Raw genomic sequence first — 25,643 nt, forward strand, 5'->3', positions numbered from 1 at the left:
CCCGCGTGAACCGAGTCGTGCCGCGCACCGTGCCGTTGTCAGTGGGAGGCAGCACCATCCGCCCTTCCCAGTGAGGTCACTTTGCCCCACCCCACCACCACACCCGCGTCGCGAGGAGAGTCCGTGAGCACCGATGCACCGCCGCCCCGGGGCGGTCCGGACACCAGCCCTGCCGGGCCCACGACGGAGCAGTTCGTCGAGGTGCAGGAGAGCGCGGAATTCGGCGAACTGCGCCGTGCGCACCGCTCCTTCGCCTTCCCCCTCACCATCGCCTTCATCGCCTGGTACCTGCTGTACGTACTGATGTCGAGCTACGCCGGCGGCTTCATGGGCACGAAGCTCTTCGGCAACATCAACGTCGCACTCGTCTTCGGACTCGCCCAGTTCCTGACGACCTTCCTGATCGCCTGGTTCTACTCGCGGCACGCGGCGACCAAGCTGGACCCGAAGGCCGCAGCGATCAAGTCGCGCCTGGAGGCCGGAGAATGACACTGCACACCGTGGGCCACCACAGCCTCACCCCGGACCACCTCGGCTGGCAGCTCGCCGCCGGCGACGGGGCCGGCGAGCACCGCGGCCTGATCATGACCCTCTTCGGTCTCTTCGTCGTCGCGACCCTCATCATCACGGTCTGGGCCGGCAAGCAGACCAAGAGCGCCTCGGACTTCTACGCGGGCGGCCGCCAGTTCACCGGCTTCCAGAACGGCCTGGCGATCTCCGGCGACTACATGTCCGCCGCGTCCTTCCTCGGCATCGCGGGATCCATCGCCCTCTTCGGCTACGACGGCTTCCTGTACTCCATCGGCTTCCTGGTCGCCTGGCTGGTCGCCCTGCTCCTGGTCGCCGAGCCGCTGCGCAACTCCGGCCGGTACACGATGGGCGACGTCCTCGCCTACCGCATGAAGCAGCGCCCGGTGCGCACCGCGGCGGGCACCTCGACCATCGTCGTGTCGATCTTCTACCTGCTGGCCCAGATGGCGGGTGCGGGCGTCCTCGTCTCGCTGCTGCTGGGCATCACCAGCGACGGCGGCAAGATCGCCATCGTCGCCCTGGTCGGCGTCCTGATGATCGTGTACGTGACCATCGGCGGCATGAAGGGCACCACCTGGGTGCAGATGGTCAAGGCGGTGCTGCTCATCGCGGGCACCGTGCTGATCACCTTCCTGATCCTGCTGAAGTTCAACTTCAACGTCTCCGACCTGCTGGGCGCGGCCGCCACCAACAGCGGCAAGGAAGGGTTCCTGGAGCCGGGACTCAAGTACGGCGTCAGCACCATGTCCAAGCTGGACTTCATCTCGCTGGGCATCGCGCTCGTCCTCGGCACCGCGGGCCTGCCGCACATCCTGATCCGCTTCTACACCGTGCCCACGTCCCAGGCCGCCCGTAAGTCCGTGAACTGGGCCATCGGCATCATCGGCGCCTTCTACCTGATGACGATCGTGCTGGGCTTCGGCGCCGCCGCCCTGCTCAAGCCGGGCGACATCACCGCCTCCAACAAGGCGGGCAACACCGCGGCCCCGCTCGCCGCGCTCGAGATCGGCGGCGGCTCCGGCTCCACGGGGGGCGCGATCCTGCTCGCCGTCATCTCGGCGGTCGCCTTCGCGACCATCCTCGCGGTCGTCGCCGGCCTCACCCTCGCCTCGTCGTCCTCGTTCGCGCACGACATCTACGCGAACGTGATCCGGCGCGGCAAGGCCACCGAGAAGGAGGAGATGAAGGCGGCCCGCTGGGCCACCGTCCTCATCGGCGTCGTCTCCATCGCGCTCGGCGCCCTGGCCCGCGACCTCAACGTGGCCGGCCTGGTCGCGCTGGCCTTCGCGGTCGCCGCGTCCGCCAACCTGCCGACGATCCTCTACAGCCTGTTCTGGAAGAAGTTCACCACCCAGGGCGCCCTGTGGTCGATCTACGGCGGACTCTTCGCCGCGGTCTTCCTGGTGCTGTTCTCGCCGGTCGTCTCCGGCAAGCCCACCTCGATGTTCAAGGGCGTCGACTTCGCCTGGTTCCCGCTGGAGAACCCCGGCCTGATCTCGATCCCGCTGGGATTCCTGCTCGGCTGGCTCGGCTCCGTCCTCTCCAAGGAAGCCCCCGACAAGGGCAAGTACGCCGAGCTGGAGGTCAAGTCCCTCACCGGCACGGGAGCCCACTGACGGCCACGCAGGGGCGCTCCTGACGGCCTCTGCGGGGGCCGCGTCGTAGAGTCCTACGACGCGGCCCCGCCGTGCCTCGTGGCAATCGGCCCCCGGGGTTGTCAGTGCCGTCGCGTAGTGTCGAAAGCAACAGTCATCCCATCGGGGAGGGGGCCCACAGTGCTCATCGACACTTACGGTCGGGTCGCCACCGACCTGCGCGTCTCGCTCACGGACAAGTGCAACCTGCGGTGTACGTACTGCATGCCGGAAGAGGGCCTGCAGTGGCTCGGCAAGCAGGAGCTGCTCTCCGACGACGAGATCGTCCGCCTCATCCGGATCGCCGTCACCGACCTGGGCATCACCGAGGTCCGCTTCACCGGCGGCGAACCGCTGCTCCGGCCCGGCCTGACCGGGATCGTGGAGCGCTGTGCCGCCCTGGAGCCCCGCCCCAGGATGTCGCTGACCACCAACGGCATCGGCCTCAAGCGCACCGCCGCCGCCCTCAAGGCGGCCGGCCTGGACCGGGTGAACGTCTCCCTGGACACGCTGCGCCCCGACGTCTTCAAGACCCTCACCCGCCGCGACCGGCACAAGGACGTCCTGGACGGCATGGCAGCCGCCCGTGAGGCCGGCCTCACCCCGGTCAAGGTCAACGCCGTACTGATGCCGGGTCTCAACGACGACGAGGCCCCCGACCTGCTCGCCTGGGCCGTGGCCAACGAGTACGAGCTCCGCTTCATCGAGCAGATGCCGCTGGACGCCCAGCACGGCTGGAAGCGCGACGGAATGATCACCGCCGGTGACATCCTGCAGTCGCTGCGCACCCGTTTCACCCTCACCGAGGAGAGCGAGCGCGAGCGCGGCTCCGCCCCCGCCGAGCGCTGGGTGGTGGACGGCGGCCCGCACCGGGTCGGCGTGATCGCCTCGGTCACCCGCCCGTTCTGCGGGGCCTGCGACCGGACCCGGCTCACCGCCGACGGCCAGGTCCGCACCTGCCTCTTCGCCCGCGAGGAGTCCGACCTGCGGGCCGCCCTGCGCTCGGGCGCCAGTGACCAGGACATCGCGGAGCTCTGGAAGACCGCCATGTGGGGCAAGAAGGCCGGCTCAGGACTGGACGACCCCACGTTCCTCCAGCCGGACCGCCCGATGTCGGCCATCGGCGGCTGACGGCCCGACCGGCCCGCGACCGTACGGGGAGAGGCGGGCGGCGCGGGGTCGCTTCAGCGGCCCTCGGCCGAGTGCTCCCGCTGCTCCCACTCGGCGAACGGCACGACGTCCTTCAGGAAGCCGCGCAGGTCCAGGAAGTGCGCCAGATGCTCGCGGTGCTCCTCGCACGCGAGCCACGTCTTGCGGCGCTCCGGCGTGTGCAGCTTCGGGTTGTTCCAGGCCAGCACCCAGGCGGCGGGCACACGGCAGCCCTTGGCGGAACAGACGGGGGTTTCGTCACTCACAGCAGATTTCCCAACAGGGGCCACGCGGAAGGGGCCCTCACAAAGGCGACGCCGAGCAGCCACGGGGGGAGCTGCCCGGCGTCGGTCCGTCGCTCCGACGGGGGATGCGGAGCGCTTACGAAGTATGTCACGGGGGACGGGGTGCGGTGCACCGGAACTTCATGATTGATCTGAGCTTTTCTTGAGCTTGGGCGGAGCTAAGTAGTCCGCCCCTGCGGGTCGTTGACCGGTTCGGCGGGCTCGGGGTCCATGATCCGGCCCTCCAGCACGGGCCCCAATGCAGGCCGCACCGGAGGCGGGATGAAGGTAGACGGCATCGCCTTCACGGTCTCCCGTCCGGCGTTCGCGATCACCACCGAGACGTACGGCAGCAGCACACCCAGCGCGAGCGCCACGACCGCCACATGGCGCTCCACGTTCCACAGGACCGCGGCGGCGATGACCGCGACCGTTCTGATCGACATCGAGATGATGTAGCGGCGCTGCCTGCCCCGCACGTCATCGGCGAGCCCCTGCCGCGCCCCGGTGATCCGGACGACCTCGGTTCCGCGCAGCTTCCGCATACCTTCCACCACCCGATTTCCGCTCCCGGCACTCCCCGGCCCGGACACCTTCCACGGTACGCCCGCGCTCCGACGGGCGGCAGAGCGGGGGCCTGCCCGTGCGACCGGACACGGACCGGCGTACCGCGTATGGAGGTGTCCGACATGCGCCGTACGGGGGACAGGCACAGACTTGATCGCAGCGCACATCCGCGCCGCTACGAGGAGGCGACATGAGTTGGTTGTGGGCAATCATCGTCGGGCTGGTGCTCGGCCTGATCGCCAAGGCGATCCTGCCGGGCAAGCAGCAGATCCCGCTCTGGTTGACGACTGTCTTCGGCATCATCGGAGCCGTGCTCGGCAACTGGCTGGCGACCGTCTTCGGCATCAACGAGACCCGTGGCATCGACTGGGGGCGGCACATCCTCCAGTTGATCGGAGCCGTGGTCGTGGTCGGCGTGGGTGACGCGATCTACGCGTCGCTGCGCGGGAACCGACGGCGAACGACCTGACCCCAGTACGGGTACGAACGCCAGTACGAGTACTTGTACCTGTGCCGGTGGCCGGGAACCCCCCCCGAACGCGGGGTTCCCGGCCACCGGTCTGTCCGGACCCGGGGCAGAGCGGCCACCGGCCCCTCCCCTCCCGGTGCGGGTCAGGCGCCGGCGACCTCGACGGCCGCCAGGTTCTTCTTGCCCTTGCGCAGCACCAGCCAGCGGCCGTGCAGCAGCGACTCGGCGGTGACCTCGGCGTCCTCGGCGGTGACCTTGACGTTGTTCACGTAGGCGCCGCCCTCCTTGATGGTGCGCCGCGCGCCGCCCTTGCTGGGCGCGAGCCCGGCCGCGATCAGCAGATCCACCACCTGGCCGAGGCCCTCCACCCGCGCGTGCGGCAACTCGGAGAGCGCCGCCTCCAGGGTCGGAGCGTCCAGGTCGGTCAGCTCGCCCTGCCCGAAGAGGGCCTTGGACGCGGCGATCACGCCCGCGCACTGGCCGGCGCCGTGCACCAGCGTCGTCAGCTCCTCGGCCAGCGCACGCTGGGCGGCACGCGCCTGCGGACGCTCCTCGGTCTGCTTCTCCAACTCCTCCAGCTCCGCCTGCGAGCGGAAGCTCAGGATCCGCATGTACTTGGAGACATCCCGGTCGTCCACGTTCAGCCAGAACTGGTAGAACGCGTACGGCGTGGTCATCTCTGGGTCGAGCCAGACGGCGCCGCCCTCGGTCTTGCCGAACTTGGTGCCGTCCGCCTTCGTCATCAGCGGCGTCGCCAGCGCGTGCACGGACGCCTCCGGCTCGACCCGGTGGATCAGGTCGAGGCCTGCGGTGAGGTTGCCCCACTGGTCGCTGCCGCCCTGCTGGAGGGTGCAGCCGTACCGGCGGTACAGCTCCAGGAAGTCCATCCCCTGGAGCAGCTGGTAGCTGAACTCGGTGTAGCTGATGCCCTGCTCGGACTCCAGCCGGCGGGCCACCGAGTCCTTGGTGAGCATCTTGTTGACCCGGAAGTGCTTGCCGATGTCCCGCAGGAACTCGATCGCCGACAGCCCGGCGGTCCAGTCCAGGTTGTTCACCATGGTGGCCGGGTTGTCGCCCTCGAAGTCGAGGAACGGCTCGATCTGCGCGCGCAGCCGGTTCACCCACTCCTTGATGGTCTCCGGGTCGTTCAGCGTGCGCTCGGCCGTCGGCCTCGGGTCGCCGATCTGCCCCGTCGCCCCGCCGACCAGCGCCAGCGGCCGCAGACCCGCCTGCTGGAGCCGGCGCATGGTGAGCACCTGCACCAGGTGCCCCACGTGCAGGCTCGCCGCGGTCGGGTCGAAGCCGCAATAGAACGTGACGGGGCCGTCCGCGAGCGCCTTGCGCAGTGCGTCTTCGTCAGTGGACTGGGCGAACAGCCCGCGCCACTTCAGCTCGTCGACGATGTCCGTCACGATTCTCGTATCTCCTCGGATGTGCGTGCAGCCTTACCGCCCCGAGGTTATACGCCCCGGCTGACAGAACTCATATTGAAATCCGGCACCCGCAGCGCCGGCATCGCGGCCCTGGTGAACCAGTCGCCCCACTCCCTGGGCAGCGTCCTCTCCGACACACCCGCCTCCGAGGCCCGCGACAGCAGGTCCACCGGCGACTCGTTGAACCGGAAGTTGTTCACCTCGCCGACCACCTCGCCGTCCTCCACGAGATACACCCCGTCCCTGGTCAGACCGGTCAGCAGCAGCGTCGCCGGGTCGACCTCGCGGATGTACCACAGGCAGGTCAGCAGCAGCCCGCGCCCGGTGGCAGCGACCATCTCGTCCAGGGTCTTCGTGCCACCCGCGTCCAGCACGAGGTTGTCGATGCCGGGCGTCACCGGCAGCCCGGTCAGGACGGCCGTGCTGCGGGTGGTGATCAGCCGCTCCAGCTTCCCGTCCTTGATCCACTCGGTGGGGGCCAGCGGCAGCCCGTTGTCGAACACCGACGCGTCGCCGCCCGAGGAGTGCGCCAGCACGAACGGAGCCGATTCCAGCCCCGGCTCGTCCGGGTCACTGCGCAGCGTCAGCGGCAGCGCGGACAGGGTGTCGCCGAGCCGGGTGGAGCCGCCGGGCCGGGAGAACACCGTCCGCCCCTCCACGGCGTCCCGCGCCCCCGACGACCACAGCTGGTAGACGAGCAGGTCCGCGACCGCGCTGGGCGGCAGCAGCGTCTCGTACCTGCCCGCAGGCAGGTCCACGCGCCGCTGCGCCCACACCAGGCGTCGTGCCAGCTCCTCGTCCAGGGCACCCGGGTCCACGTCCTTGAAGTCCCGGGTGGAGCGCCCGGCCCACGCCGACCTCGTACGGTCGGGAGACTTGGCGTTGAGCTCCAGGGTGCCGTTCGGCTGGTCGTGACGGAGCCGGAGCCCCGTCGACGTACCGAGATAGCTGGACGTCATCTCGTGGTTCGCGAACCCGTACAGCTCGCGGCCACCGGCTCCGGCCCGGGCGAAGGCCTCGCCGAGCGCCGGCGCGAACGCGTCGAACACCGCCGAGGACGTCTCGGCGGGCGAGTCCCGGAAGCCGGCGGACTCCGGGACGCCCTCGACCAGCGGCTGGGCGTCCTCCGCCGGACCCGCCGACCGCGCGGCCGCCTCGGCGGCCCGTACCAGCGGCTCCAGGTCCGCGGCGGTGACCGCCGACCGCGAGACGACACCGGACGCGGTGCCCTCGGACCCGTCGACGGTGGCGACGACGGTGAGGGTGCGCCCCCGGGTCACGCCGTTGGTGGTCAGGGCGTTGCCCGCCCAGCGCAGATTGGCCGACGACTCCTCGTCGGCGATGACGACGCACCCGTCGGCGGTGGACAGCTCCAGCGCCCGCTCGACGATCTCGTACGGCTTGCTCACGCGGCTCATCGACCGGCCTCCTGCGTGGTGTTCAGACTGTGCTTGCCCGGGGGGCGACCCCCGGACCCCCGGCCGGTTCCCCCGTGCCCTCGCTCCGTGCTCATCGACCGGCCTCCTGCGTGGTGTTCAGAATGTTGACGCCCCGGAAGAGGGCGGAGGGGCAGCCGTGCGAGACCGCCGCGACCTGGCCCGGCTGGGCCTTGCCGCAGTTGAAGGCGCCGCCCAGGACGTACGTCTGCGGGCCGCCGACCTTCTCCATCGAGCCCCAGAAGTCGGTGGTCGTCGACTGGTACGCCACGTCACGCAGCTGCCCGGCAAGACGGCCGTTCTCGATCCGGAAGAAGCGCTGCCCGGTGAACTGGAAGTTGAAGCGCTGCATGTCGATCGACCACGACCGGTCGCCGACCACGTAGATCCCGCGCTCGACGCCCCCGATCAGGTCCTCCGTCGACAGCCCGCCCGGATCCGGCTGGAGCGACACGTTCGCCATGCGCTGCACCGGGACGTGCCCGGGGGAGTCCGCGTACGCGCACCCGTTGGACCGCCCGAGCCCCGTCAGCTTCGCGATCCTGCGGTCGGTCTGGTAGCCGACGAGGGTGCCGTCCTTGATCAGGTCCCAGGACTGCCCGGCCACGCCCTCGTCGTCGTACCCGACCGTGGCGAGCCCGTGCTCGACGGTGCGGTCACCGGTCACGTTCATCACCGACGACCCGTACGCCAGCTTCCCCAGCTGGTCGAAGGTCGCGAACGAGGTCCCCGCGTACGCGGCCTCGTACCCCAGCGCCCGGTCCAGCTCGGTGGCGTGCCCGATCGACTCGTGGATCGTCAGCCACAGGTTCGACGGGTCCACGACCAGGTCGTACGTCCCCGCCTCGACACCCGGCGCCCGCATCTTCTCCGCCAGCAGCGCGGGGATCTGCTCCAGCTCGGAGTCCCAGTCCCAGCCGGTGCCCGTCAGGTACTCCCAGCCGCGCCCGGCCGGCGGCGCGATCGTCCGCATCGAGTCGAACTCGCCGGACGTCCCGTCCACGGCCACCGCCGTCACCTGCGGGTGCACCCGCACCCGCTGCTGCGTGGTCACGGTCCCCGCCGTGTCGGCGTAGAACTTGTTCTCCTGCACGGTCAGCAGTGACGCGTCGACGTGCGTCACCCCGTCCGCCCGCAGCAGCCGCGCACTCCAGTCGGCGAGCAGCGCCGCCTTCTGCTCGCCCGGCACGTCGAACGGATTGATCTCGTACGACGACACCCACGTCCGGTCCTCGTGCACCGGTTCGTCCGCGAGCTCCACCTGCTCGTCGGAACCCGCCGCTTTGATCACCTTCGCGGACAGCTTTGCCATCGCCACCGCCTGCCCGGCGACCCGGGCCGCGGCGTCCATGTTCAGATCCACCCCGGAGGCGAACCCCCAGGCCCCGCCGTGCACCACCCGCACCGCGTACCCGAGGTCGGTGGAGTCGGAGGACCCGGACGGCTTGGCGTCCCGCAGCCGCCAGGAGGCGGTGCGCACCCGCTCCAGCCGGAAGTCCGCGTGCTCCGCCCCGAGCGCCCTGGCCCGGGCGAGGGCGGCGTCGGCGAGGGCGCGCAGCGGCAGTGAGGTGAAGGTCGGGTCGAGGGCGTGCGGGGAACGGGGGGACTGCGGCACGGATGTCTCCTGTCGTCGAGACGAGGTCGCACCGATCATGTCCTGTCCGGGGGCGCAGCGGCCAGCCCCCTTCTGTAGGGACCCGACAGCGGTCGCCAGGCGGTGCTGTCAGGGGCCGATTCCCCGTACGGGCCCCGGTACCGATAGTTTCGGTCGGTACCAGACCGCTATTCGAAAGGGTGATCCGTTGAGCCGCTCGGTTCTCGTCACCGGAGGAAACCGGGGCATCGGCCTCGCCATCGCCCGCGCTTTCGCCGACAACGGCGACAGGGTCGCGATCACGTACCGCTCGGGTGATCCCTCGGACCTCGAGAAGGCCGGTTACCTGGCCGTCAGGTGCGACATCACCGACACCGACCAGGTGGAGCAGGCCTACAAGGAGATCGAGGAGAAGCACGGTCCCGTGGAGGTGCTGGTCGCCAACGCCGGCGTCACCAAGGACCAGCTGCTGATGCGCATGTCCGAGGAGGACTTCACGTCCGTCCTCGACACCAACCTCACCGGCACCTTCCGCGTCGTGAAGCGGGCCAACCGCGGCATGCTGCGCGCCAAGAAGGGCCGCGTCGTGCTGATCTCCTCGGTCGTGGGCCTCCTCGGCTCCGCCGGGCAGGCGAACTACGCCGCCTCCAAGGCCGGTCTGGTCGGTTTCGCACGCTCGCTCGCCCGCGAGCTGGGTTCGCGCAACATCACGTTCAACGTCGTCGCGCCCGGGTTTGTCGACACCGACATGACCCAGGCCCTGACGGAGGAGCAGCGCAAGGGCATCGTCGCCCAGGTGCCGCTCGGCCGTTACGCGCAGTCGGAGGAGATCGCCGCGGCGGTCAGGTTCCTCGCCTCGGACGACGCGTCGTACATCACTGGAGCCGTCATCCCGGTTGACGGCGGATTGGGCATGGGTCACTGATCGCCATGAGTGGAATCCTCGAAGGCAAGAACATCCTCATCACGGGTGTACTGATGGAGTCCTCCATCGCCTTTCACGCGGCCAAGGTGGCCCAGGAGCAGGGTGCCAACGTCATCCTGACCGCCTTCCCCCGCCCGACGCTGACCGAGCGCATCGCCAAGAAGCTCCCGAAGCCGGTCAAGGTCATCGAGCTGGACGTGACCAACCAGGAGCACCTGGACCGCCTCGAAGGCCTGGTCCGCGACGAGCTCGGCTCGCTCGACGGTGTGGTGCACTCCATCGGCTTCGCGCCGCAGGACGCCCTCGGCGGCAACTTCCTCAACACGCCGTTCGAGTCGGTCGCCACCGCGATGCACGTCTCGGCGTTCTCGCTGAAGTCCCTGGCGATGGCCTGCCGCCCGCTGATGAGCGAGGGCGGGTCGATCGTCGGTCTGACCTTCGACGCGCAGTTCGCGTGGCCGCAGTACGACTGGATGGGCCCGGCGAAGGCGGCGCTGGAGGCCACCTCCCGCTACCTCGCGCGCGACCTGGGTGCCGAGGGCCTGCGCTGCAACCTGATCTCGGCGGGCCCGATCGGCTCGATGGCCGCGAAGTCCATCCCGGGCTTCTCGGACCTGGCCGCGGTGTGGGACACCCGCTCCCCGATGAAGTGGGACATGGCGGACCCGGAGCCGGCCGGCAAGGGCATCGTGGCGCTGCTGTCGGACTTCTTCCCGAAGACGACCGGCGAGATCATCCACGTCGACGGCGGCGTGCACATGATCGGCGCCTGACCCTTCCAGGGGTCCGTGCGGGGGCGGTGCGGGCCTGTGCGGCCTGTCCCGCCCCCTTGCGTCTCATGCGCCGGGCCGCGCCGGGCGGGCGGGTGGTTGTCCGCACGGTTCCCGGCGCGCCCCGAGCCGGTGCAGGCGCAGGGCGAGCTGAAGTTCCAGGGCGCGGGGCGGGGAGTTCCAGTCCGGGCCCAGGAGGCGGGTGACCCGTTCCAGGCGCTGGGTCACCGTGTTCACGTGCACGTGGAGCGCGTCCTTGGCACGGGACAGCGACGCCCCGTGCGCGTAGTACTCCTCCAGCGTCCGGATCAGCTCCGTGCCCTGCGCCGCGTCGTAGTCCAGTACGGGCCCCAGCACCCGCACCGCGTACGACGCCACGTCCGCACGGTCCCCCAGCAGGACCCCCAGGAAGCCCAGCTCCGTGACGTCCGCGCCCTCCCCGGTACGGCCCAGCGCATGCAGCGCGGTCAAACAGCGCACCGCCTCGGCGTGCGCGTGGGGCAGGGCGCCGGGGCCCCCGGCGGTATCCGCCGCGCCCGCCGTGACCGGGGCGTCGAGAGCGCGGCCCAGGTCGCGGGCGAGGTCGCGCGCCACCTGGGCCGCCCCGGCCGCGTCCCCGGGAGCGAGAAGGACGACCGATCCGTCCCGCGGCCCCGACAGCGCTCCCAGCGCCCGTGCCCGCCGTGCCGCCTCCGTGGCCAGCCGGGGCCTGACCCGCGGCGGGCAGTCCAGAACGACCACCGTGTGCGGCTTCGCCAGGTCGACGCCGAGCCGCCGGGCGCGCAGCGCCAGACTGCCGCCGCCGGTGCGCCGGGACGGATCGCTCAGCAGGTCGTCGAGGAGTTCGCCGCGCACCCGGTCCTCGGCCTCGGCCACCGAACGTCGCAGCAACAGCACCAGGGCCGTGACCAGCGCCGCCCGTTCGAACAGTCGCAGATCGGCGTCCGCGAGCACGGGGGACGACGCGTCAGTCCCGTCGGGCCCGGCCCGCCCCGTGAGCACCAGGCACCCCAGGAGCTCCGTCCCCGCCACCACCGCGCAGGTCCAGCGGCCCTGCGCGTACACCGCACGGCCGCTGGTACGGGACTCGGCCAGGCCCCGGCTCGGCGGGGTCGCGGCGCCCTCGCCCACCCGGGCCAGTTCCGCGCCGTCCGCGTCGTGCACGGTGAGGCCGCCGCCGAGCAGGGCCGCGAGCTGTGCCGCCACGTCCGCCACCCCGCCGCCGCGCAGGACGAGTTCGGTGAGCCTGTCATGGGCGTCCGAGGCCCGGCGCAGCGCCTCGCTGTGCGCGCGTGCCGTGGCGTTGGCCGCCTCCAGGCTCGTGAGCGCGGCCCGGGTCTCCTCCATCAGCCGCGCCCCGTCGATGGCCACGGCGGCGTGGTCGGCGAGCGAGCCGAGCAGCGCGATGGCGTCCTGCGGGAAGTCGCGCGGCGCCCGGTCCGCGGCGAACAGCACCCCGATCACGTGGTCGCCGAGCCGCAGTGGCACCCCCAGGATGCCGCGCAGCCCCTCCTCGCCCACCCCGTGGTCGATGTCCCCGGTGTGCCGGAAGCGGAAGTCCGCGCGGTAGTCGCGGCTGGCGTACGGCCGCGCGGTCTGCGCCACCAGACCGCCGAGCCCCTCACCCATGCCCAGCCGCAGCTGCTGGAAGGCCGCGGACACCGAACCGTCCGTCACCCGCATGTACGTGTCGCCCGCCACGGGGTCGTTGAGCGTCAGGTACGCGACGTCCGCGCCCAGCAGGGTGCGGGCCCGCCGGACGATGGCACGCAGTACGGCGTCCAGGCCGCGCAGCGCCGCGAGGTCGCCCGCCGTGTCGAACAGGGCCGCCAGCTCCGCCTCCCGCCGCCGGTGCTGGTCGAGGGTGCGCCGTACCGCGAGCGCCGCCTCCGTGGCCTCCGCCAGCCCTGCGGTCCACGCCGTGTCGGTGCCGGCCGCCCGTGCTCGCGCGGCCGGCACCGCGAGTTCCTCGGCACTGGCCCCGGCGGCGAGCAGGTCGAGGAGTTCGCGGAGCGCGTCGGCGGCTCGGGTCATGGCGGCGGGGATCCGTCCTTACGGGAGGAGACACAGGCACGGGAGGAGACACAGGGCGCGGGCCAGGGCGCGGGAGGAGACACAGGGCACGGGACAGGGCACGGGAGGAGGCACAGGACGGGCCCCAGCCTGCCGCGCCCCGCGCGCGCACGACAGCCCGGGGTGCGCTCCGGTTCACCGGCGTTCGGCCGCCGCCCGCACCGGCGCCCGGGAGGCGGCCGCGTCGCGGGACAGGTCGCGGCCCCGGGTCTCCCGGGCGAAGTACACCGTCACCGCAGTGACCAGAGCGGCCCCGCCGAGGTAGAGACTCAGCGGCAACGTCGTGTCGAAGTCCTTCAGGAGCCCGACGGCGATGATCGGCGCCAGCGCCCCCGCCACGATCGACGCGAGCTGCGAGCCCATCGACGCCCCCGAGTACCGCACCCTGGTGTCGAACATCTCTGCGATGAACGCCGCCTGCGGCCCGTACATCGCCCCGTGCAGCAGCAGTCCGGCCGTCACGGACAGGGTGATCACCGTGAACGACCTCCCGTCCAGCGCCGCGAAGAAGAAGAACGCCCACACCGCCATGCCGAGCGCACCGATCAGCGTCACCGGGCGCCGCCCGATCCGGTCCGACAGCGCCCCCCACAGGGGGATGGTCACGAAGTGCACGGCCGAGCCGAGCAGTACGGCGTTCAGGGCGGTGCTCTTGGGGAGGCCGAGGTGGACGGTGACGTACACGAGGAGGAAGGAGGTCAGCAGGTAGTACGAGACGTTCTCGCCGAACCGGGTGCCGATGGCGGTGAGCACCTCGCGCCAGCTGCGCCGGAACACCTCGACGACCGGGGCCTGTTCCCTGGCCGAGCCCTCCGCGTCCGCCCGGGCCGCGGCACGGGCGGCCAGGAACACCGGCGACTCCTCCACCGAGACCCGGATCCACAGCCCGATGACCACGAGCACGCCCGACAGCAGGAACGGTATCCGCCACCCCCACGACAGGAACGCCTCGTCGGACTGCACGGCGGCCAGGAGCGCCAGCACACCGGTGGCCAGCAGGTTGCCGCCGGGCGCGCCCGCCTGCGGCCAGGAGGCCCAGAACCCGCGGTGCTCGTCGCCGCCGTGCTCGGAGACGATCAGCACGGCCCCGCCCCACTCGCCGCCGAGCGCGAAACCCTGGATCAGCCGCAGCACGGTCAGCAGGATCGGTGCGCCGACGCCGATGGTGTCGTACGTGGGCAGCAGCCCCATCGCGAAGGTCGCGCCGCCCATCATCAGCAGACTCAGCACGAGGAGCTTCTTGCGCCCCACCCGGTCGCCGAAATGGCCGAAGACGACACCGCCGAGCGGCCGGGCGGCGAACCCGATCGCGTACGTCACGAAGGCGATCAGGGTGCCGACGAGCGGATCGCCGGTCGGGAAGAACAGAGTGTTGAAGACGAGGGCGGCGGCGGACCCGTAGAGGAAGAAGTCGTACCACTCGACGGTCGTGCCGATCAGGCTCGCGCCGACGACGCGGGCGATGCCGGTGCGCGGGGGCGGGGAGGCGGAGGTCATGAGGTGTCACCGCTTTCGAAGAAGGGGCACAAGCCGGGCGTGCGGGGTCAGTTGGCGCTCCAGCCGCCGTCCAGGGGCAGCGAGACGCCGGTGACGGACGCGGCGTGCGGACCGCACAGCCAGAGCACGGCCGCCGCCACCTCCTCGGGCTCCAGAAGCCGCTTCACGGGGGAGCGGGCCAGCAGGACGTCGCGCAGGACGTCGTCGGGGCTGATGCCGTGCACGTCGGCCTGGTCGCGGATCTGCTCCTCGACCAAGGGGGTGCGTACATAGCCGGGGTTGACGCAGTTGCTGGTGACCCCGTGCGGGGCGCCCTCCAGGGCGGCGACCTTGCTCAGCCCCTCCAGGGCGTGCTTCGCGGCGACGTAGGCGCTCTTGTACGGGCTGGCGCGCAGGCCGTGCACGCTGGAGACGTTGACCACGCGCCCCCATCGCTGGGCGTACATGTGGGGGAGGGTGTGCCGCAGCAGCAGGAAGGGGGCCGTCACCATGACCCGCTGCATCAACTCGAAGCGGTCCGGCGGGAACGCGGTGAGGGGAGCGATGTGCTGGAATCCGGCGTTGTTGACGAGGACGTCGACGTCGCGGGGCAGCGCGCCGATGGCGTCGGGGTCGGCCAGGTCGACGGCGTGGGCCTGCCCGCCGGTCTCCTCGGCCACGGCCGCGGCACCGTCGCCGTCGCGGTCGACGACGTGCACGGTGGCTCCGGCGGAGGCCAGGGCGAGGGCACAGGCGCGGCCGATGCCGCGGGCTGCGCCGGTGACGAGGGCGGTGCGGGGAAGGGGGGCCATGGGCGGAAACGGTAGGGAGGAGGCCTGCCTGCTCCCATGGGGCGGGACACCACAATCGGCCCGGTGGGTGTGGGGGCGGGACCCATGAGGGGCGGTGAGCGGTCCCTCGTGCGGGGGTCCCGCCCCGCGAAACCCGCGCTCAGCCCAGGATCCGGCGCGCCCGCTCCACCCGCTCCGGGTCCACCCGGATCCGCACCCCGTGGAAGTCCGCCCCGCGCGTGGCGTCCAGCGCCATGCGCGAGGTCGTCCCGTCGGCCGTGGAGGAAGGGTCGAGCGGGCTCCCGGGCAGCCCGTCCACCACGAAGACGTCGCGGTGCGGCTGCAGGTGCGCGGCCATCGCCCACAGCACCTGGGAGTCGTCCGTGACGTCCACGTCCGCGTCCACCGCCACGACCGTCTTCAGATACGGGTCCCAGCCCAGCAGCCCCAGCATGATCTGCCGGGCCTGCCCCGGCCGGGAGCCCCGCATCGCCACATAAGCGTGGAAGTGGGTCCCCGACGTCGGGTAGTACAACGCCGTGACCTCGGGAAACCTCTCGCGCAGCTTCTGCGCCATCTCCGACTCGCGCGGAATCCTGGCCAGGTTCAGATGCTCGTCCGTATTGCCGCCGACCACGTCCAGCAGCAACGCGTCCCGCCGCCGCAGCACCGTCTCCACCGTCAGCACGTCGTTCGTCGACCGGTCGGACGAGTACCCCGAGAACTCCCCGAATGGGCCCTCCTCCGCGTGCCGGGCCGGATCGATGTACCCCTCCAGCACGAACTCCGCGCTCGCCGGAACCCGTATCCCGTACTCCGGGGTCCGTACGACCTCCAGGGGTGCGCCCAAAAGACCGCCGGCCACGTCCCGTTCGTCGGTGTCCGCGCCCAGCCGCGCCGAGGCCGCCAGCATGAAGAGCGGATGACCGCCCAGCACCATAGCCACCGGCAGGCGTTCGCCCCGCTCCTCGGCGAGCCGCAGCAACTGCCACAGATGGCCGCGCGAGTGCAGGCTCGTCGCCAGCTCGGTGCGACTGTGCACCATCGACCGGTGATAGCTGAGATTCCCCGCCCGGCCCGGAGCGTCCGCCGGCGCCTCCACCGCGATGATCCCGCTGGTGATGTACGGAGCCCTGTCCGACGCGAAGTGCTGGAGGAGGGGGAGCGAGGTCAGGTCGACGTCGTCGCCCGACTCCACCACCTGGAGGACCGGCCCGTCCACGACCACCCGAGGGGCGCATCTGCGCGCCGAGGCCGCCTGGTACGCCTCGTGCAGCCCCGCCGGGTCCGTGCCGAGCAGCCGGGCCACCCGCCGCCGCGACGCGAAGACATTGGTGACGACGGGGGTGCCGAGGCCCGCCACGTCCCGGCACACCAGCATCTCGTCCCGGCCGCGCACCGCCAGCTCCATGGCCAGCGCGGCGACGTCCTCACCGTCCAGCTTGTCCTCGACGGTCAGGACGTCGTCCGGGTACGCGGCGGCGTACGAGCGCAGGAAGGTCCTGAGGTCCTGGGGCGCTTCAGTGCGTGTCACAGCACACCCCGGCCGGGTGCTCCGCGCCGAACATCTCGCCCCACTCGGGCGCCGTGACCGACAGACCCAGCAGTTCGAGGCCCGTACGGATCGCCACCCGCGCCCCGTCGTACACCGGCTTGCCCAGCTCCCGCTCCACCAGGGCCGCCACGGGCGCCACGGGCAGCTCCGTGCCCGCCACCACGAGGCACTGCGCGTCCAGCGAGTCGGCGTCCAGGAGCAGCCGCCGTACCCGCGAAACCGGCAGCTCGGCCGCGTCCCGCGGAAGCGCCAGGCCCAGCGCCGTCACCGAAGCGATCTTGAACCCGGCCGCCAGATAGGTGTCGGCGAGCCGCCCGGCCGTCTGCTCCGAGCCCGCCGAGACCAGGGCCATCGACGTGATGTCCCGGCGGGCGAGCAGGTCGATCTGCCCGAGGGTGACCGTGGAGGCGCGAACCCCCGTCACCTCCTCCACCCAACGGGCCATCGCCCGCCCGTGCGCCGCCCCGTGCAGATCCGCCGAACTGCCGCTCCACACCACCGCGGACACCCCGGCATCTGCCAACTGGCCTGCGGCACGCGTCAGTTCACCGGACTGGGACGGGGTGATCGCCGGCCCGCTCAGCACCTCGGGAAGCGAGGCGCGGGCGATCGGGTGCGCCACCTCGATGGCGACCGGCGTGCAGATCTGGGACACCCAGCGCTCGACGCCGACGCTGGTGGAGGGAACGAGATGACCGATGCGCTGCTGCATGTGCGGCACCACTTTTCTCACGCGGGGATGTACCGACGTACCGGCAGGGAAAGCCGTACGGAGAAGGGGGCGGCCCCGAGCCTCCCGAGCATCGGAGCCGCCCCCGGACCGTGGAGCTACACGCGCGCTTCCGCCGCGGACTTCGCCGACGGGTTCTCCAGCGTCGCGTACGTGCTCTTCAGGCGCAGCTGCGCCTCTTCCTGGTCGCGCGGCGCGGGCGTCGGGTCGAGGCCCAGCAGCTTCGCCACGTTGTTCCCCAGGTACCCCTCCAGGTGTTCCTCGGAGAGGTGCATGCCCTGCGGCGGCGGCCCCATCAGGACCTCAAGCTCCCTCGCCCACATGCCGGGCTCGTTCGGCGGTGAGTCGGTGCCGAAGACCAGCTGGTGCTTCTCCATCTGCTGCGCGAACTCCACGATGCGCGACTGGAGCAGCCAGCCTGACTCGCCGTAGACATTGGGCGAGTCGAGGATCATGTAGAGCGCCTCGAAGCAGTACACGCCACCCGTCTGCACGCCGAAGTGGCCGAGGATGAAGTTGACGTTGGGGAACTCCCGGATGATCGGGTAGAACTGCGTCGGGATCGAGTACGGCCCGTCGCCCGTGTGGATCAGGACGAGGATGCCCAGCTCGTCGCAGACCTTCAGGACCGGACGCAGCCAGTCCAGGGCCCGGTCGGGGCGGTAGGCATGCATGTTGGCATGCAGCTTGAGCATCTTGTAGCCGTATTCCTCGACGTGGAACCTCAGCTCCTTCGCGCCGTTCTCAGGACCGAAGCGCGGGTTGTACATGAAGTTCCCGATGAAGCGGTCCGGGTACTCCGTGACCAGCTTCGTGATGTACGCCATGTAATCGCGAATCCCCTCGCGACCCCCGCGCATCCCGTCCTGCCACACCGAGTTGCCGGGCGGGGGCATGATGCAGCCGTAGTCGATCCGGCGCGGCTTCCCGTTGATCATGAAGGGGCCGTCCATCATCGCGAGGGTCCGCTCACCGGTGAACGGCTCGCCGTCGTGCCTCCACGCCTGGTCGACGATGTTCGTCGGGTGCATATGGGTGTCGATGATCAAGGTGCTGTTCCTTCCCTGCTGGTTCTGGTCGTCCGTGCTGCCTGTGTGGACCGTGGTGAACCGTTCGGGGACCCAGGGCAGGGCCCGCCTCACCTCCCTTCGCTTCGTGTACGTGTCAGGACTTCGCCGGGTCGGTGAAGTCGTCGGGCCGCACCGGCACCCTGGCCAGGTCCAGACCCGTCGCGTCGCGCAGGGCGTTGGCGATGGCCGGCGTGGAGGAGAGAGTCGGTGGTTCGCCCACCCCGTTCAGGCCGTACGGCGAGTCGGGGTGCGGCAGTTCGAGAAGGTCGATGGGCACGGACGGCATGTCCGCGATGGTGGGGATGAGGTAATCGGTGAAGGAGGGGTTGCGCACCTTGCCGTCCTTCACGTGCAGTTCCTCCATCAGGGCAAGTCCCAGGCCCTGGGCGCTGCCGCCCTCGATCTGCCCCTCCACGGCGAGCGGGTTCATCGCCCTGCCGACGTCCTGGGCGGTGGCAAGCTCGACCACCTTCACCAGCCCGAGCTCCGTGTCGACCTCGACGACCGCCCGGTGCGCGGCGAACGCGAAGGCGATGTGCGCCTGCCCCTGACCGCGCTCCGGATCCACCGGGTAGGTGCGGCGGTGCGCGTACTCGTACTCCTCCTCCAGCGGGCCGTGCGCGGCGAGCAGCGGAACCAGCTCCCCGTCGCCTCGCAGCTCGGTGATCCGCTCCTTGAGCGCCCTGCAGGCGCCCTGCACCGCACCGCCGCTCATCCAGCTGATCCGGGAGGCGGAGGAGGAGCCGGCGTCGCCGACCCGGGTGTCCGCCGGCAGGACCGTCACCTGCTGGACGCCGAGTTCGGTCCGCACGATCTGGGTCTGGAGGGTGACGATGCCCTGGCCGCACTCGGACGCGGAGGTGTGCACCTGCGCCACCGGCTCCCCGCCGGCCAGGGACAGCCTGACCCGGGCCACCGACCGGTCGTCGACGCCACCGGAGAACCCGATGGCCTTGACGCCGATCGCATAGCCGACACCGCGCTTGATGCCCTCGCCGCGGGTGGTGTTGTTCAGGCCGCCGGGCAGTGAGAAGACGCCTGTCCCCGGCGGGGGCAGGGGGCGGTCGCGGAGGCGTGCGAGCAGTTCGGCGGCGGGCGCCGGGCCGTCGACGGCCTGGCCGGTCGGCAGCATCGTCCCCGTCGTCATGGCGTTGCGGATCCGCAGCTCGACCGGCTCGATGCCCAGCGCCCGGGCCAGCTTGTCGAGGTTGGACTCCACGCCGTAACAGGACTGGACGGCGCCGAAGCCGCGCATCGCCCCGCAGGGCGGGTTGTTGGTGAAGACGGAGTACCCGTCGATCTCCGCGTGCGGCACGTCGTACGCGCCCGCCGCGAAGTACGAGCCGTTGGCGATGACCACCTGCGAGGTGGAGGTGTACGCGCCGCCGTCGAGGACCAGCCGCGCCTTCACGTAGACGATCTTCCCCGCGCGGGTCGCCCCGTGCTCGAACCGCATCTTCGCCGGGTGCCGGTGCACGTGCCCGAAGAAGGACTCCTCGCGGTGGTAGCTCATCTTCACCGGACGCCCGGTGTGCAGGGCCAGGAGCGCGGAGTGGATCTGTACGGAGACGTCCTCGCGGCCCCCGAAGGCGCCGCCCACACCGGACATGGTCAGCCGCACCTTGTCCGGGGGCAGCCCGAGCGCCGCGCACATCTGGTGCTGGTCGTCGTACAGCCACTGGGTCGAGACGTAGACGTCGACACCGCCGTCCTCGGCGGGTATCGCGAGCCCCGACTCCGGCCCCAGGAACGCCTGGTCCTGCATGCCCACCTCGTACGTCCCCGAGACGACCACCTCGGCGAGCCGCTCGGCCTGCGCCATGTCGCCGTGCCGGATGCGGACGTGGCGCACGACATTGCCCCACTCGTCCCTGCCGTCCACCCGCCGCTCGTGGACGCGGGGGCCCTCGCCGCCGACCGCCTGCTCCGGATCGGTCAGCGGGGTCCGTATCTCGTACTCCACCTCGATGAGGCGCAGCGCCCTGCGGGCGGTCTCGGGGTGCTCGGCGGCCACGAGGGCCACGGGCTCGCCCTGGTAGCGGACCACGTCCTTGGCGAGGACCGGCTGGTCGGCGACCTTCATCCCGTACAGCGGGTGCCCGGGCACGTCCTCGTGGGTGAGGACCGCGACGACACCGGGGAGTTCCAGTGCCCTGCTCGCGTCGAGGCGCACGATGCGGGCCGAGGGGTGCGGGCTGCGCAGGGTCGCGCCCCACACCATGTTCTCGGCGCGCAGGTCGGAGGAGTAGGCGAAGTCGCCCTTGACCTTCAGACGGCCGTCGGGGCGCCGGACGCTTTCGCCCACCCCGTTCCGGATCCCGGTAGCGGTGCTCACGTGTCGTCACTTCCCTTCCACAGCAATGGGGTGGGGTGGTGCGAGGTGATGCGTGAAGTGCCGTGTGCGGTACGGGGGTCACGCCACCGGGTGGATGCCGGGACCCCGTACGTCGTCCTGGTCGGGGCCCGCGGCCACCGCCTGGGAGAGCCGGATGCGCAGGCGCCGGATGTGCTCCCGCGCGGCCAGCTCCGCCGCGTCCGGATCGCCGGCCGTCATCGCCTCGAAGATCCGGCGGTGCTCGGCGACGGCGAGCCGGGGGGCCTCCGGGCTGCGCCACAGGGAGTGGAGCGCCAGGTGGGCCTTGCCCTGGATGGTGTCCAGGGCCGAGGTCAGGTGGGTGTTCCCGGCGACCTCGCGGATCAGGCGGTGGTACGCCATGTCCATCTCGATGTGCGCGCCCTCGTCGTAGTCGGAGGTGACCACGCGCTCGTGGCGCTCCAGGAGGTCGCGGAGCTCGCCGACCCTGGTGGCGTCGAGCCGCTCGGTGGCCAGGCGCGCCGCCAGTCCCTCCATGACCTCGCGGACCACGTACAGCTGGCGCACGTCCTCCAGATCGACGGTGGAGACCACGGCGCCCCGGTGCGGGACGTGGGAGGCGAGTCCGTCGTGGATGAGCCGCTGGACGGCTTCCCTGACGGGGCTGCGACTGATGCCCATCTGCGTGGCGAGTGCCGGCACGGACAGGGCGTCACCCGGGCGGAGGCGGTTCGCCAGAACGGCGGCCTTCAGCTCTTCGTACGCCCGGTCCGCCAGCAGACTCCCCGCCGCGACCGGATTCACGGTCCGCTGCACGGCCTGCGTGCTCACGGCCCGCTGTGCTTTGCCGGTCGCCATCCTCGCCTCCCCATCCCTGTGGTCAGTCAGCAGTGCGGGTGCTACGCGGTATCGGCCTCCGTCTTGGGTGCCGCCTCCGCCTTGTGGACTTCATGTTGCATGTAATCCTTCGGCGGGTCAACGGGTTCGACCTCCCTCCGCCGAGTTCCTGGCAGCCGCAAATGATGGAAGAACAGGTTCAAAAGGACAGCGGTGAGCGTGCCGAGGATGATTCCGCTCTCGAAGAGTGCATGCAGCTGCCGGGTCGGCATCTGTGCCGCGAAGTGCGGGAACGCGGTCGGCAGGAAGCCGATGCCCAGACTCGCGGCCACCAGGATGGTGTTGCGCTGGTCGGTGAGATCCGCCTGGAGCAGGATCTGGATGCCGACCACGCCGATGGTCGCGAACAGCACGATCGTGGCGCCGCCGAGCACGGAGGCGGGCATCGAGGCCACGACCGCCCCGATCTTGGGCACCAGTCCGAACAGGATCATGATCACGCCGGCCGAGGCGATGATCCAGCGGCTCTTGACGCGGGTGAGCCGGATCAGCCCGATGTTCTGCGAATAGACGGTGCTGGGGAACGAGTTGAGGACACCCGCGACCGCCGTGGCCAGCCCGTCCGCCCGCAGTGCCCTGGTGACGCCCTTGCCGTCCACCTCACGGCCGACGATCTCGCCGACCGCGAAGAACTGCCCGATGGACTCCACCGCCACGATGATCATGACCATGAAGACGGCCAGGACCGCGAGGGTGTCGAACTCGACGCCGTAGTGCAGCGGTGCCGCCATTCCGAACCACGAGGCGTCACCGATCCGCGAGAAGTCCGTCTTCCCCAGCAGCGCGGCGACCGTGGTGCCGATGACCAGTCCCGCCAGCACGGCGACGGTGGCCAGGAAACCGCGCGAGAACTTGTACAGCAGCAGGATGACGACGAAGGTCACCGCCGCCATGCCGAGCTGGCCCGGCGATCCGAAGGTCTTCGCGCTCGGATCGCCGCCGCCCACCTGACGGGCGGCCACACCGAGCAGGGTGATTCCGACGATCGTCACGATCGTGCCCGTGACCAGCGGCGGGAAGAACTTCACCAGCCTGCTGAAGACCGGTGCGATCACGAACAGGGCCAGCCCCGCGGCGATCACCGCCCCCAGCACCGTCGGCATTCCGGCCTTCGCTCCGCCGGCCGCCAGCCCCACCGAGACGAGCGAGGGCACCGCCGTGGTCGACGTGCCCTGCACGATCGGCAGTTTGATGCCGACCCCCTTGAACCCCACCGCCTGCATGAGCGTGGCGATGCCGCAGGTCAGCAGGGACGCGTTGACCAGCATCCCGATGTCCTTGTCCGGCAGGCCGACGCCCTGCGCGACCAGCAGCGGCATCACGACGGCGCCGGCGTAGAAGGCGAGCACGTGCTGCAGCCCGTAGACGGCGAGCCGCCAGAGGGACGGCACCGCCTCCACGGGGTCGGCCGACGTGTCGTCCGCCCACCCCTGTTCCGAAGTGCCCTGTTCTGTAGTGCGGGACATGGTGCGTTCTCCCTCCACCCGCCGCCCGTGACGGCAGGGGTCCTTGTATGCGCACGTACGGGGGCCGCGGACGGGCAGCCGTGGGTCCTGCGAATATTCGGGAGGCTGTGGTGCTCGGGAGGCTTGGGATGCTCGGGAGGCTGTGGTGCTCGGGAGGCTTGGGTTGCTGTGGTGCTCGGGAGGTTTGTGGTTCGGGAGGCTTGTGGTGCGGCCCGGGAGGCAGCCGGCGGGGGAGTGGTGGGGCTCGGGTGGTGTGTGGGGTACGGAGGGACCCGGTGCCGCCGGACTCAGTGCCGCCAGGGGACGCGCAGCGCGTCGAACCCGGCCCGGGAGACCAGTCGTTCGGCCCGCTCCTGGGCCTCTTCGAGCAGCGCGGCCTCGTCCACGAGCACACAGCGGCCCTCCTCGAAGACCACCCGCCCGCCGACGACCGTCATCTCCACGTCGCTGCCGCGCGCCGAGTAGACGAGCGTGGCCACCGTGCGGTGCACCGGCCGCAGGTGCGGCCGGTCCAGGGCGACGACCGCGAGGTCCGCGGGCGCGCCGACGGTCAGGGCCCCGGTGCCCGTGCCTGCGTACCTGCCGCCCTCGCGGGTGGCCAGTTCCAGGGCTTCCTCGCAGCGCGCCGAGGCCGGATCCAGGTGGTGCTGCCGCTGGCCGAAGAGGGTCTGCTTCATCACCTCGAACATGTCCTGCCGGTGCCCCGCGCTCGGCCCGTCGGTACCGAGGGCCACCACCGCGCCCGCATCCCGCAGCTCGCGCAGCCGCATCACGCCGGAGGCCAGATAGGCGTTGGACGCCGGGTTGTGGGACACGCCCGCCCGGCGCTCGCCGATGTGCTTGACCTCGGCGTCGTCCAGCCAGATCGCGTGCGCCAGAGTGGCCCGCTCGTCCAGCAGCCCCTCCCTGGCCAGCCACTCGACCGGCCGCACGCCGTATGCCTCCAGGTAGCTCGCCGGGTCCTTGGCCCCCTCGGAGCAGTGCGTGTGCCAGCGGGTGCCGAACTCGGCGGCCAGCTCCACCGCGCCCCGTACCAGGTCCTGGTCCACGTAACTCAGATTGAGCGGGGCGGGCCAGATCTCGACCATGGAGGTACGCGGCGGACGGCGTTGCATGCAATCCCGGGTGATGTCCAGCTCTTCCTGAGTGGAGTAGCGGTACAGGGCGTCCGGGAGCCCGCGGGCGGCGGCGACCGCGGTCCTGCGGCCGAGCATGCCCCGGGCGACCGCGCCCCGCAGACCGGCCGACTCGACGGCCCGTGCGACCGCCAGGACGGTCTCCGCGTCGGTCGGCGCGTAGTGGTTGTCGATCACGGTCGTGATGCCCGAGCGCAGCGCCTCGACCGCCCCGAGGGTGGCGGCGACACGGGCGTCCTCGGGGTCCACGGCTATGGAGTAGGGCCACATGAACTCGCAGAGCCAGGGCCAGATCGAGAGCCCTTCGCCCATGCCCCGGGCCAGGGCCTGGAACAGGTGCGAGTGCCCGTCGACGAAGCCGGGCAGCACCGCCCTGCCCCGGCAGTCGACGGTGCGCCGGGCCTGCCACTGGGCGTCCACCTCCGCGGCAGGACCGACGGCCACCACCCTGCCGCCCGCCACCGCCACCGAACCCGGTTCGTGCACGGAGCGCCGCCCGTCGACGGTCACCACCCGGCCGCCCGACAGCAACAGATCGCATTCCAGGGGGCCGGAAGCGGCGACGGGGCGCGTGGGATGCATGGGAGTCCTCCCGGAGGGTTCGGCGGCATGTTCCATGTTGCATGTAACGTATTCAGGCCCTTCGGCCTGTCAACCCTCTGCGACGGAACGTGCTCGTCAGGAGCCCCTCAAGTCGAAAACCCCACGCAATCCCCGCAGACTGAGCAAACCGGGATCTTCCCGGCCGCTATCCGGTGCGGGGAGGAGGTGGGGCACGGTGTCCGCTCACGACAGCAGCCGCCGCAGGCACGACAGCACCCGGCATCCGCACGGCGCAAAAGCGACGGCCGTCCACCGCGCGGCGGGGTTCCTGACGGTCCCGGGCCTCCTGGCGTCCTCGGTGCTCGCACTGGCCCTCGCAGGGGCGGCTTCCTGGGCGGCGCTCCCCGTCGGCAGGGCGGCCACGGAACCGGTGCCCCCGGCCGCTGCCGCACCCGCGGCGCCCTTCGGCTCCAAATGCCGCACAGCGGTCGAGGGCTCTCAGGTCGTCGTCCACTGCCACAACCCGTACCCGCAGGTCGACCACGTCCGGCTGCACACCGAATGCGCCCGCTGGTGGGACATCGACGGTGACTCGGCCGCCACGGAGGTGGGCCCCGCACAGACCGTGCGGCTGAACGGCCGCTGCTGGAAGGAGGTCGGCAGCGTCTGGGTCAGCCACGCCCGCACTCCGGACACCCCGCTCGCACCCCCGGCCCCGGGCGGCGGCAGCCGGTAACCGGTCCCTTCCCGCACCACGGTCGCAGTCCGTCACTCCTGGGCGCAGACTGTCAGTCCTGTGC

Annotated in this window: 22 protein-coding genes; 7 read left to right on the forward strand and 15 right to left on the reverse strand. The window is 71.2% G+C overall.

The window, feature by feature from the left end; genetic code table 11:
• Nucleotides 1-123 precede the first annotated feature (123 nt).
• The 3 genes from ACFWVV_RS04680 (at nucleotide 124) to moaA (ending at nucleotide 3,296) form a co-directional block, all read left to right on the forward strand.
• Entirely contained in the window at nucleotides 124-489 is a 366-nt protein-coding gene (locus ACFWVV_RS04680) for a DUF485 domain-containing protein (RefSeq protein ID WP_384349814.1), read from the forward strand.
• Between the two features lie 95 nt (nucleotides 490-584).
• Nucleotides 585-2,147, forward strand: a complete 1,563-nt coding sequence (locus ACFWVV_RS04685; RefSeq protein ID WP_384349844.1) for a cation acetate symporter — start codon at nucleotides 585-587, stop codon at nucleotides 2,145-2,147.
• Nucleotides 2,148-2,306: 159 nt separating this feature from the next.
• Complete coding sequence (moaA, locus tag ACFWVV_RS04690; RefSeq protein ID WP_384349817.1) at nucleotides 2,307-3,296, forward strand: GTP 3',8-cyclase MoaA; 990 nt, start codon at nucleotides 2,307-2,309, stop codon at nucleotides 3,294-3,296.
• A gap of 53 nt (nucleotides 3,297-3,349) precedes the next feature.
• Here moaA and ACFWVV_RS04695 read toward each other — a convergent pair whose 3' ends face one another.
• Nucleotides 3,350-3,580: a hypothetical protein gene (locus tag ACFWVV_RS04695; RefSeq protein ID WP_384349820.1), complete on the reverse strand. Its 231-nt coding sequence runs from the start codon at nucleotides 3,578-3,580 to the stop codon at nucleotides 3,350-3,352.
• 197 nt (nucleotides 3,581-3,777) lie between these two features.
• The gene (locus ACFWVV_RS04700) at nucleotides 3,778-4,143 is read right to left on the reverse strand and encodes a DUF3099 domain-containing protein (RefSeq protein WP_384349821.1); all 366 of its coding nucleotides are present in this window, start codon (nucleotides 4,141-4,143) and stop codon (nucleotides 3,778-3,780) included.
• 212 nt (nucleotides 4,144-4,355) lie between these two features.
• Here ACFWVV_RS04700 and ACFWVV_RS04705 point away from each other — a divergent pair, with 212 nt between their 5' ends.
• Nucleotides 4,356-4,634: a GlsB/YeaQ/YmgE family stress response membrane protein gene (locus tag ACFWVV_RS04705; RefSeq protein WP_384349824.1), complete on the forward strand. Its 279-nt coding sequence runs from the start codon at nucleotides 4,356-4,358 to the stop codon at nucleotides 4,632-4,634.
• A 143-nt stretch (nucleotides 4,635-4,777) separates the two neighbouring features.
• Here the strand turns inward: ACFWVV_RS04705 and tyrS are convergent, their stop codons facing one another.
• From tyrS to ACFWVV_RS04720, 3 genes are all read right to left on the reverse strand, one after another.
• Entirely contained in the window at nucleotides 4,778-6,046 is a 1,269-nt protein-coding gene (gene tyrS / locus ACFWVV_RS04710) for a tyrosine--tRNA ligase (protein WP_384357817.1), read from the reverse strand.
• Between the two features lie 47 nt (nucleotides 6,047-6,093).
• The gene (locus tag ACFWVV_RS04715) at nucleotides 6,094-7,485 is read right to left on the reverse strand and encodes a metallopeptidase TldD-related protein (protein ID WP_384357815.1); all 1,392 of its coding nucleotides are present in this window, start codon (nucleotides 7,483-7,485) and stop codon (nucleotides 6,094-6,096) included.
• A 91-nt stretch (nucleotides 7,486-7,576) separates the two neighbouring features.
• Nucleotides 7,577-9,118 (reverse strand): TldD/PmbA family protein, encoded by a 1,542-nt coding sequence (locus tag ACFWVV_RS04720; protein WP_384357813.1) that lies wholly within the window; start codon nucleotides 9,116-9,118, stop codon nucleotides 7,577-7,579.
• A 187-nt stretch (nucleotides 9,119-9,305) separates the two neighbouring features.
• Between ACFWVV_RS04720 and fabG the strand changes: the two genes are divergently transcribed.
• On the forward strand, nucleotides 9,306-10,022 hold the full coding sequence (gene fabG, locus ACFWVV_RS04725; protein ID WP_384357811.1) for a 3-oxoacyl-[acyl-carrier-protein] reductase: 717 nt from the start codon (nucleotides 9,306-9,308) through the stop codon (nucleotides 10,020-10,022).
• A gap of 5 nt (nucleotides 10,023-10,027) precedes the next feature.
• On the forward strand, nucleotides 10,028-10,795 hold the full coding sequence (fabI, locus tag ACFWVV_RS04730; RefSeq protein WP_384357809.1) for an enoyl-ACP reductase FabI: 768 nt from the start codon (nucleotides 10,028-10,030) through the stop codon (nucleotides 10,793-10,795).
• A gap of 63 nt (nucleotides 10,796-10,858) precedes the next feature.
• On the opposite strand, the gene ACFWVV_RS04735 is transcribed toward fabI, so the two are convergent.
• The 10 genes from ACFWVV_RS04735 to ACFWVV_RS04780 form a co-directional block, all read right to left on the reverse strand.
• On the reverse strand, nucleotides 10,859-12,826 hold the full coding sequence (locus ACFWVV_RS04735; RefSeq protein ID WP_384357807.1) for a helix-turn-helix domain-containing protein: 1,968 nt from the start codon (nucleotides 12,824-12,826) through the stop codon (nucleotides 10,859-10,861).
• Nucleotides 12,827-13,000: 174 nt separating this feature from the next.
• On the reverse strand, nucleotides 13,001-14,362 hold the full coding sequence (locus ACFWVV_RS04740) for an MFS transporter (protein WP_384357805.1): 1,362 nt from the start codon (nucleotides 14,360-14,362) through the stop codon (nucleotides 13,001-13,003).
• A gap of 47 nt (nucleotides 14,363-14,409) precedes the next feature.
• Nucleotides 14,410-15,153 (reverse strand): 3-hydroxybutyrate dehydrogenase, encoded by a 744-nt coding sequence (locus ACFWVV_RS04745; RefSeq protein WP_384357803.1) that lies wholly within the window; start codon nucleotides 15,151-15,153, stop codon nucleotides 14,410-14,412.
• Nucleotides 15,154-15,292: 139 nt separating this feature from the next.
• Nucleotides 15,293-16,666 (reverse strand): UbiD family decarboxylase, encoded by a 1,374-nt coding sequence (locus ACFWVV_RS04750; RefSeq protein ID WP_384357801.1) that lies wholly within the window; start codon nucleotides 16,664-16,666, stop codon nucleotides 15,293-15,295.
• Entirely contained in the window at nucleotides 16,653-17,399 is a 747-nt protein-coding gene (locus ACFWVV_RS04755; RefSeq protein WP_384357799.1) for a hypothetical protein, read from the reverse strand. The genes ACFWVV_RS04750 and ACFWVV_RS04755 overlap by 14 nt, the downstream gene beginning before the upstream one ends.
• 116 nt (nucleotides 17,400-17,515) lie before the next feature.
• Nucleotides 17,516-18,466: an amidohydrolase family protein gene (locus tag ACFWVV_RS04760; RefSeq protein WP_384357797.1), complete on the reverse strand. Its 951-nt coding sequence runs from the start codon at nucleotides 18,464-18,466 to the stop codon at nucleotides 17,516-17,518.
• Nucleotides 18,467-18,581: 115 nt separating this feature from the next.
• Complete coding sequence (locus ACFWVV_RS04765; RefSeq protein WP_384357795.1) at nucleotides 18,582-20,822, reverse strand: molybdopterin cofactor-binding domain-containing protein; 2,241 nt, start codon at nucleotides 20,820-20,822, stop codon at nucleotides 18,582-18,584.
• A 78-nt stretch (nucleotides 20,823-20,900) separates the two neighbouring features.
• The gene (locus ACFWVV_RS04770; protein ID WP_384357793.1) at nucleotides 20,901-21,659 is read right to left on the reverse strand and encodes a GntR family transcriptional regulator; all 759 of its coding nucleotides are present in this window, start codon (nucleotides 21,657-21,659) and stop codon (nucleotides 20,901-20,903) included.
• Between the two features lie 41 nt (nucleotides 21,660-21,700).
• On the reverse strand, nucleotides 21,701-23,164 hold the full coding sequence (locus ACFWVV_RS04775) for a nucleobase:cation symporter-2 family protein (RefSeq protein ID WP_384357791.1): 1,464 nt from the start codon (nucleotides 23,162-23,164) through the stop codon (nucleotides 21,701-21,703).
• 287 nt (nucleotides 23,165-23,451) lie between these two features.
• Nucleotides 23,452-24,882 (reverse strand): amidohydrolase family protein, encoded by a 1,431-nt coding sequence (locus ACFWVV_RS04780; RefSeq protein ID WP_384357789.1) that lies wholly within the window; start codon nucleotides 24,880-24,882, stop codon nucleotides 23,452-23,454.
• 196 nt (nucleotides 24,883-25,078) lie between these two features.
• Here ACFWVV_RS04780 and ACFWVV_RS04785 point away from each other — a divergent pair, with 196 nt between their 5' ends.
• Nucleotides 25,079-25,579: a hypothetical protein gene (locus ACFWVV_RS04785; protein ID WP_384357787.1), complete on the forward strand. Its 501-nt coding sequence runs from the start codon at nucleotides 25,079-25,081 to the stop codon at nucleotides 25,577-25,579.
• Nucleotides 25,580-25,643: the final 64 nt, after the last annotated feature.

This window comes from Streptomyces sp. NPDC058663 (genome assembly GCF_042716745.1).
Taxonomy (GTDB): domain Bacteria; phylum Actinomycetota; class Actinomycetes; order Streptomycetales; family Streptomycetaceae; genus Streptomyces.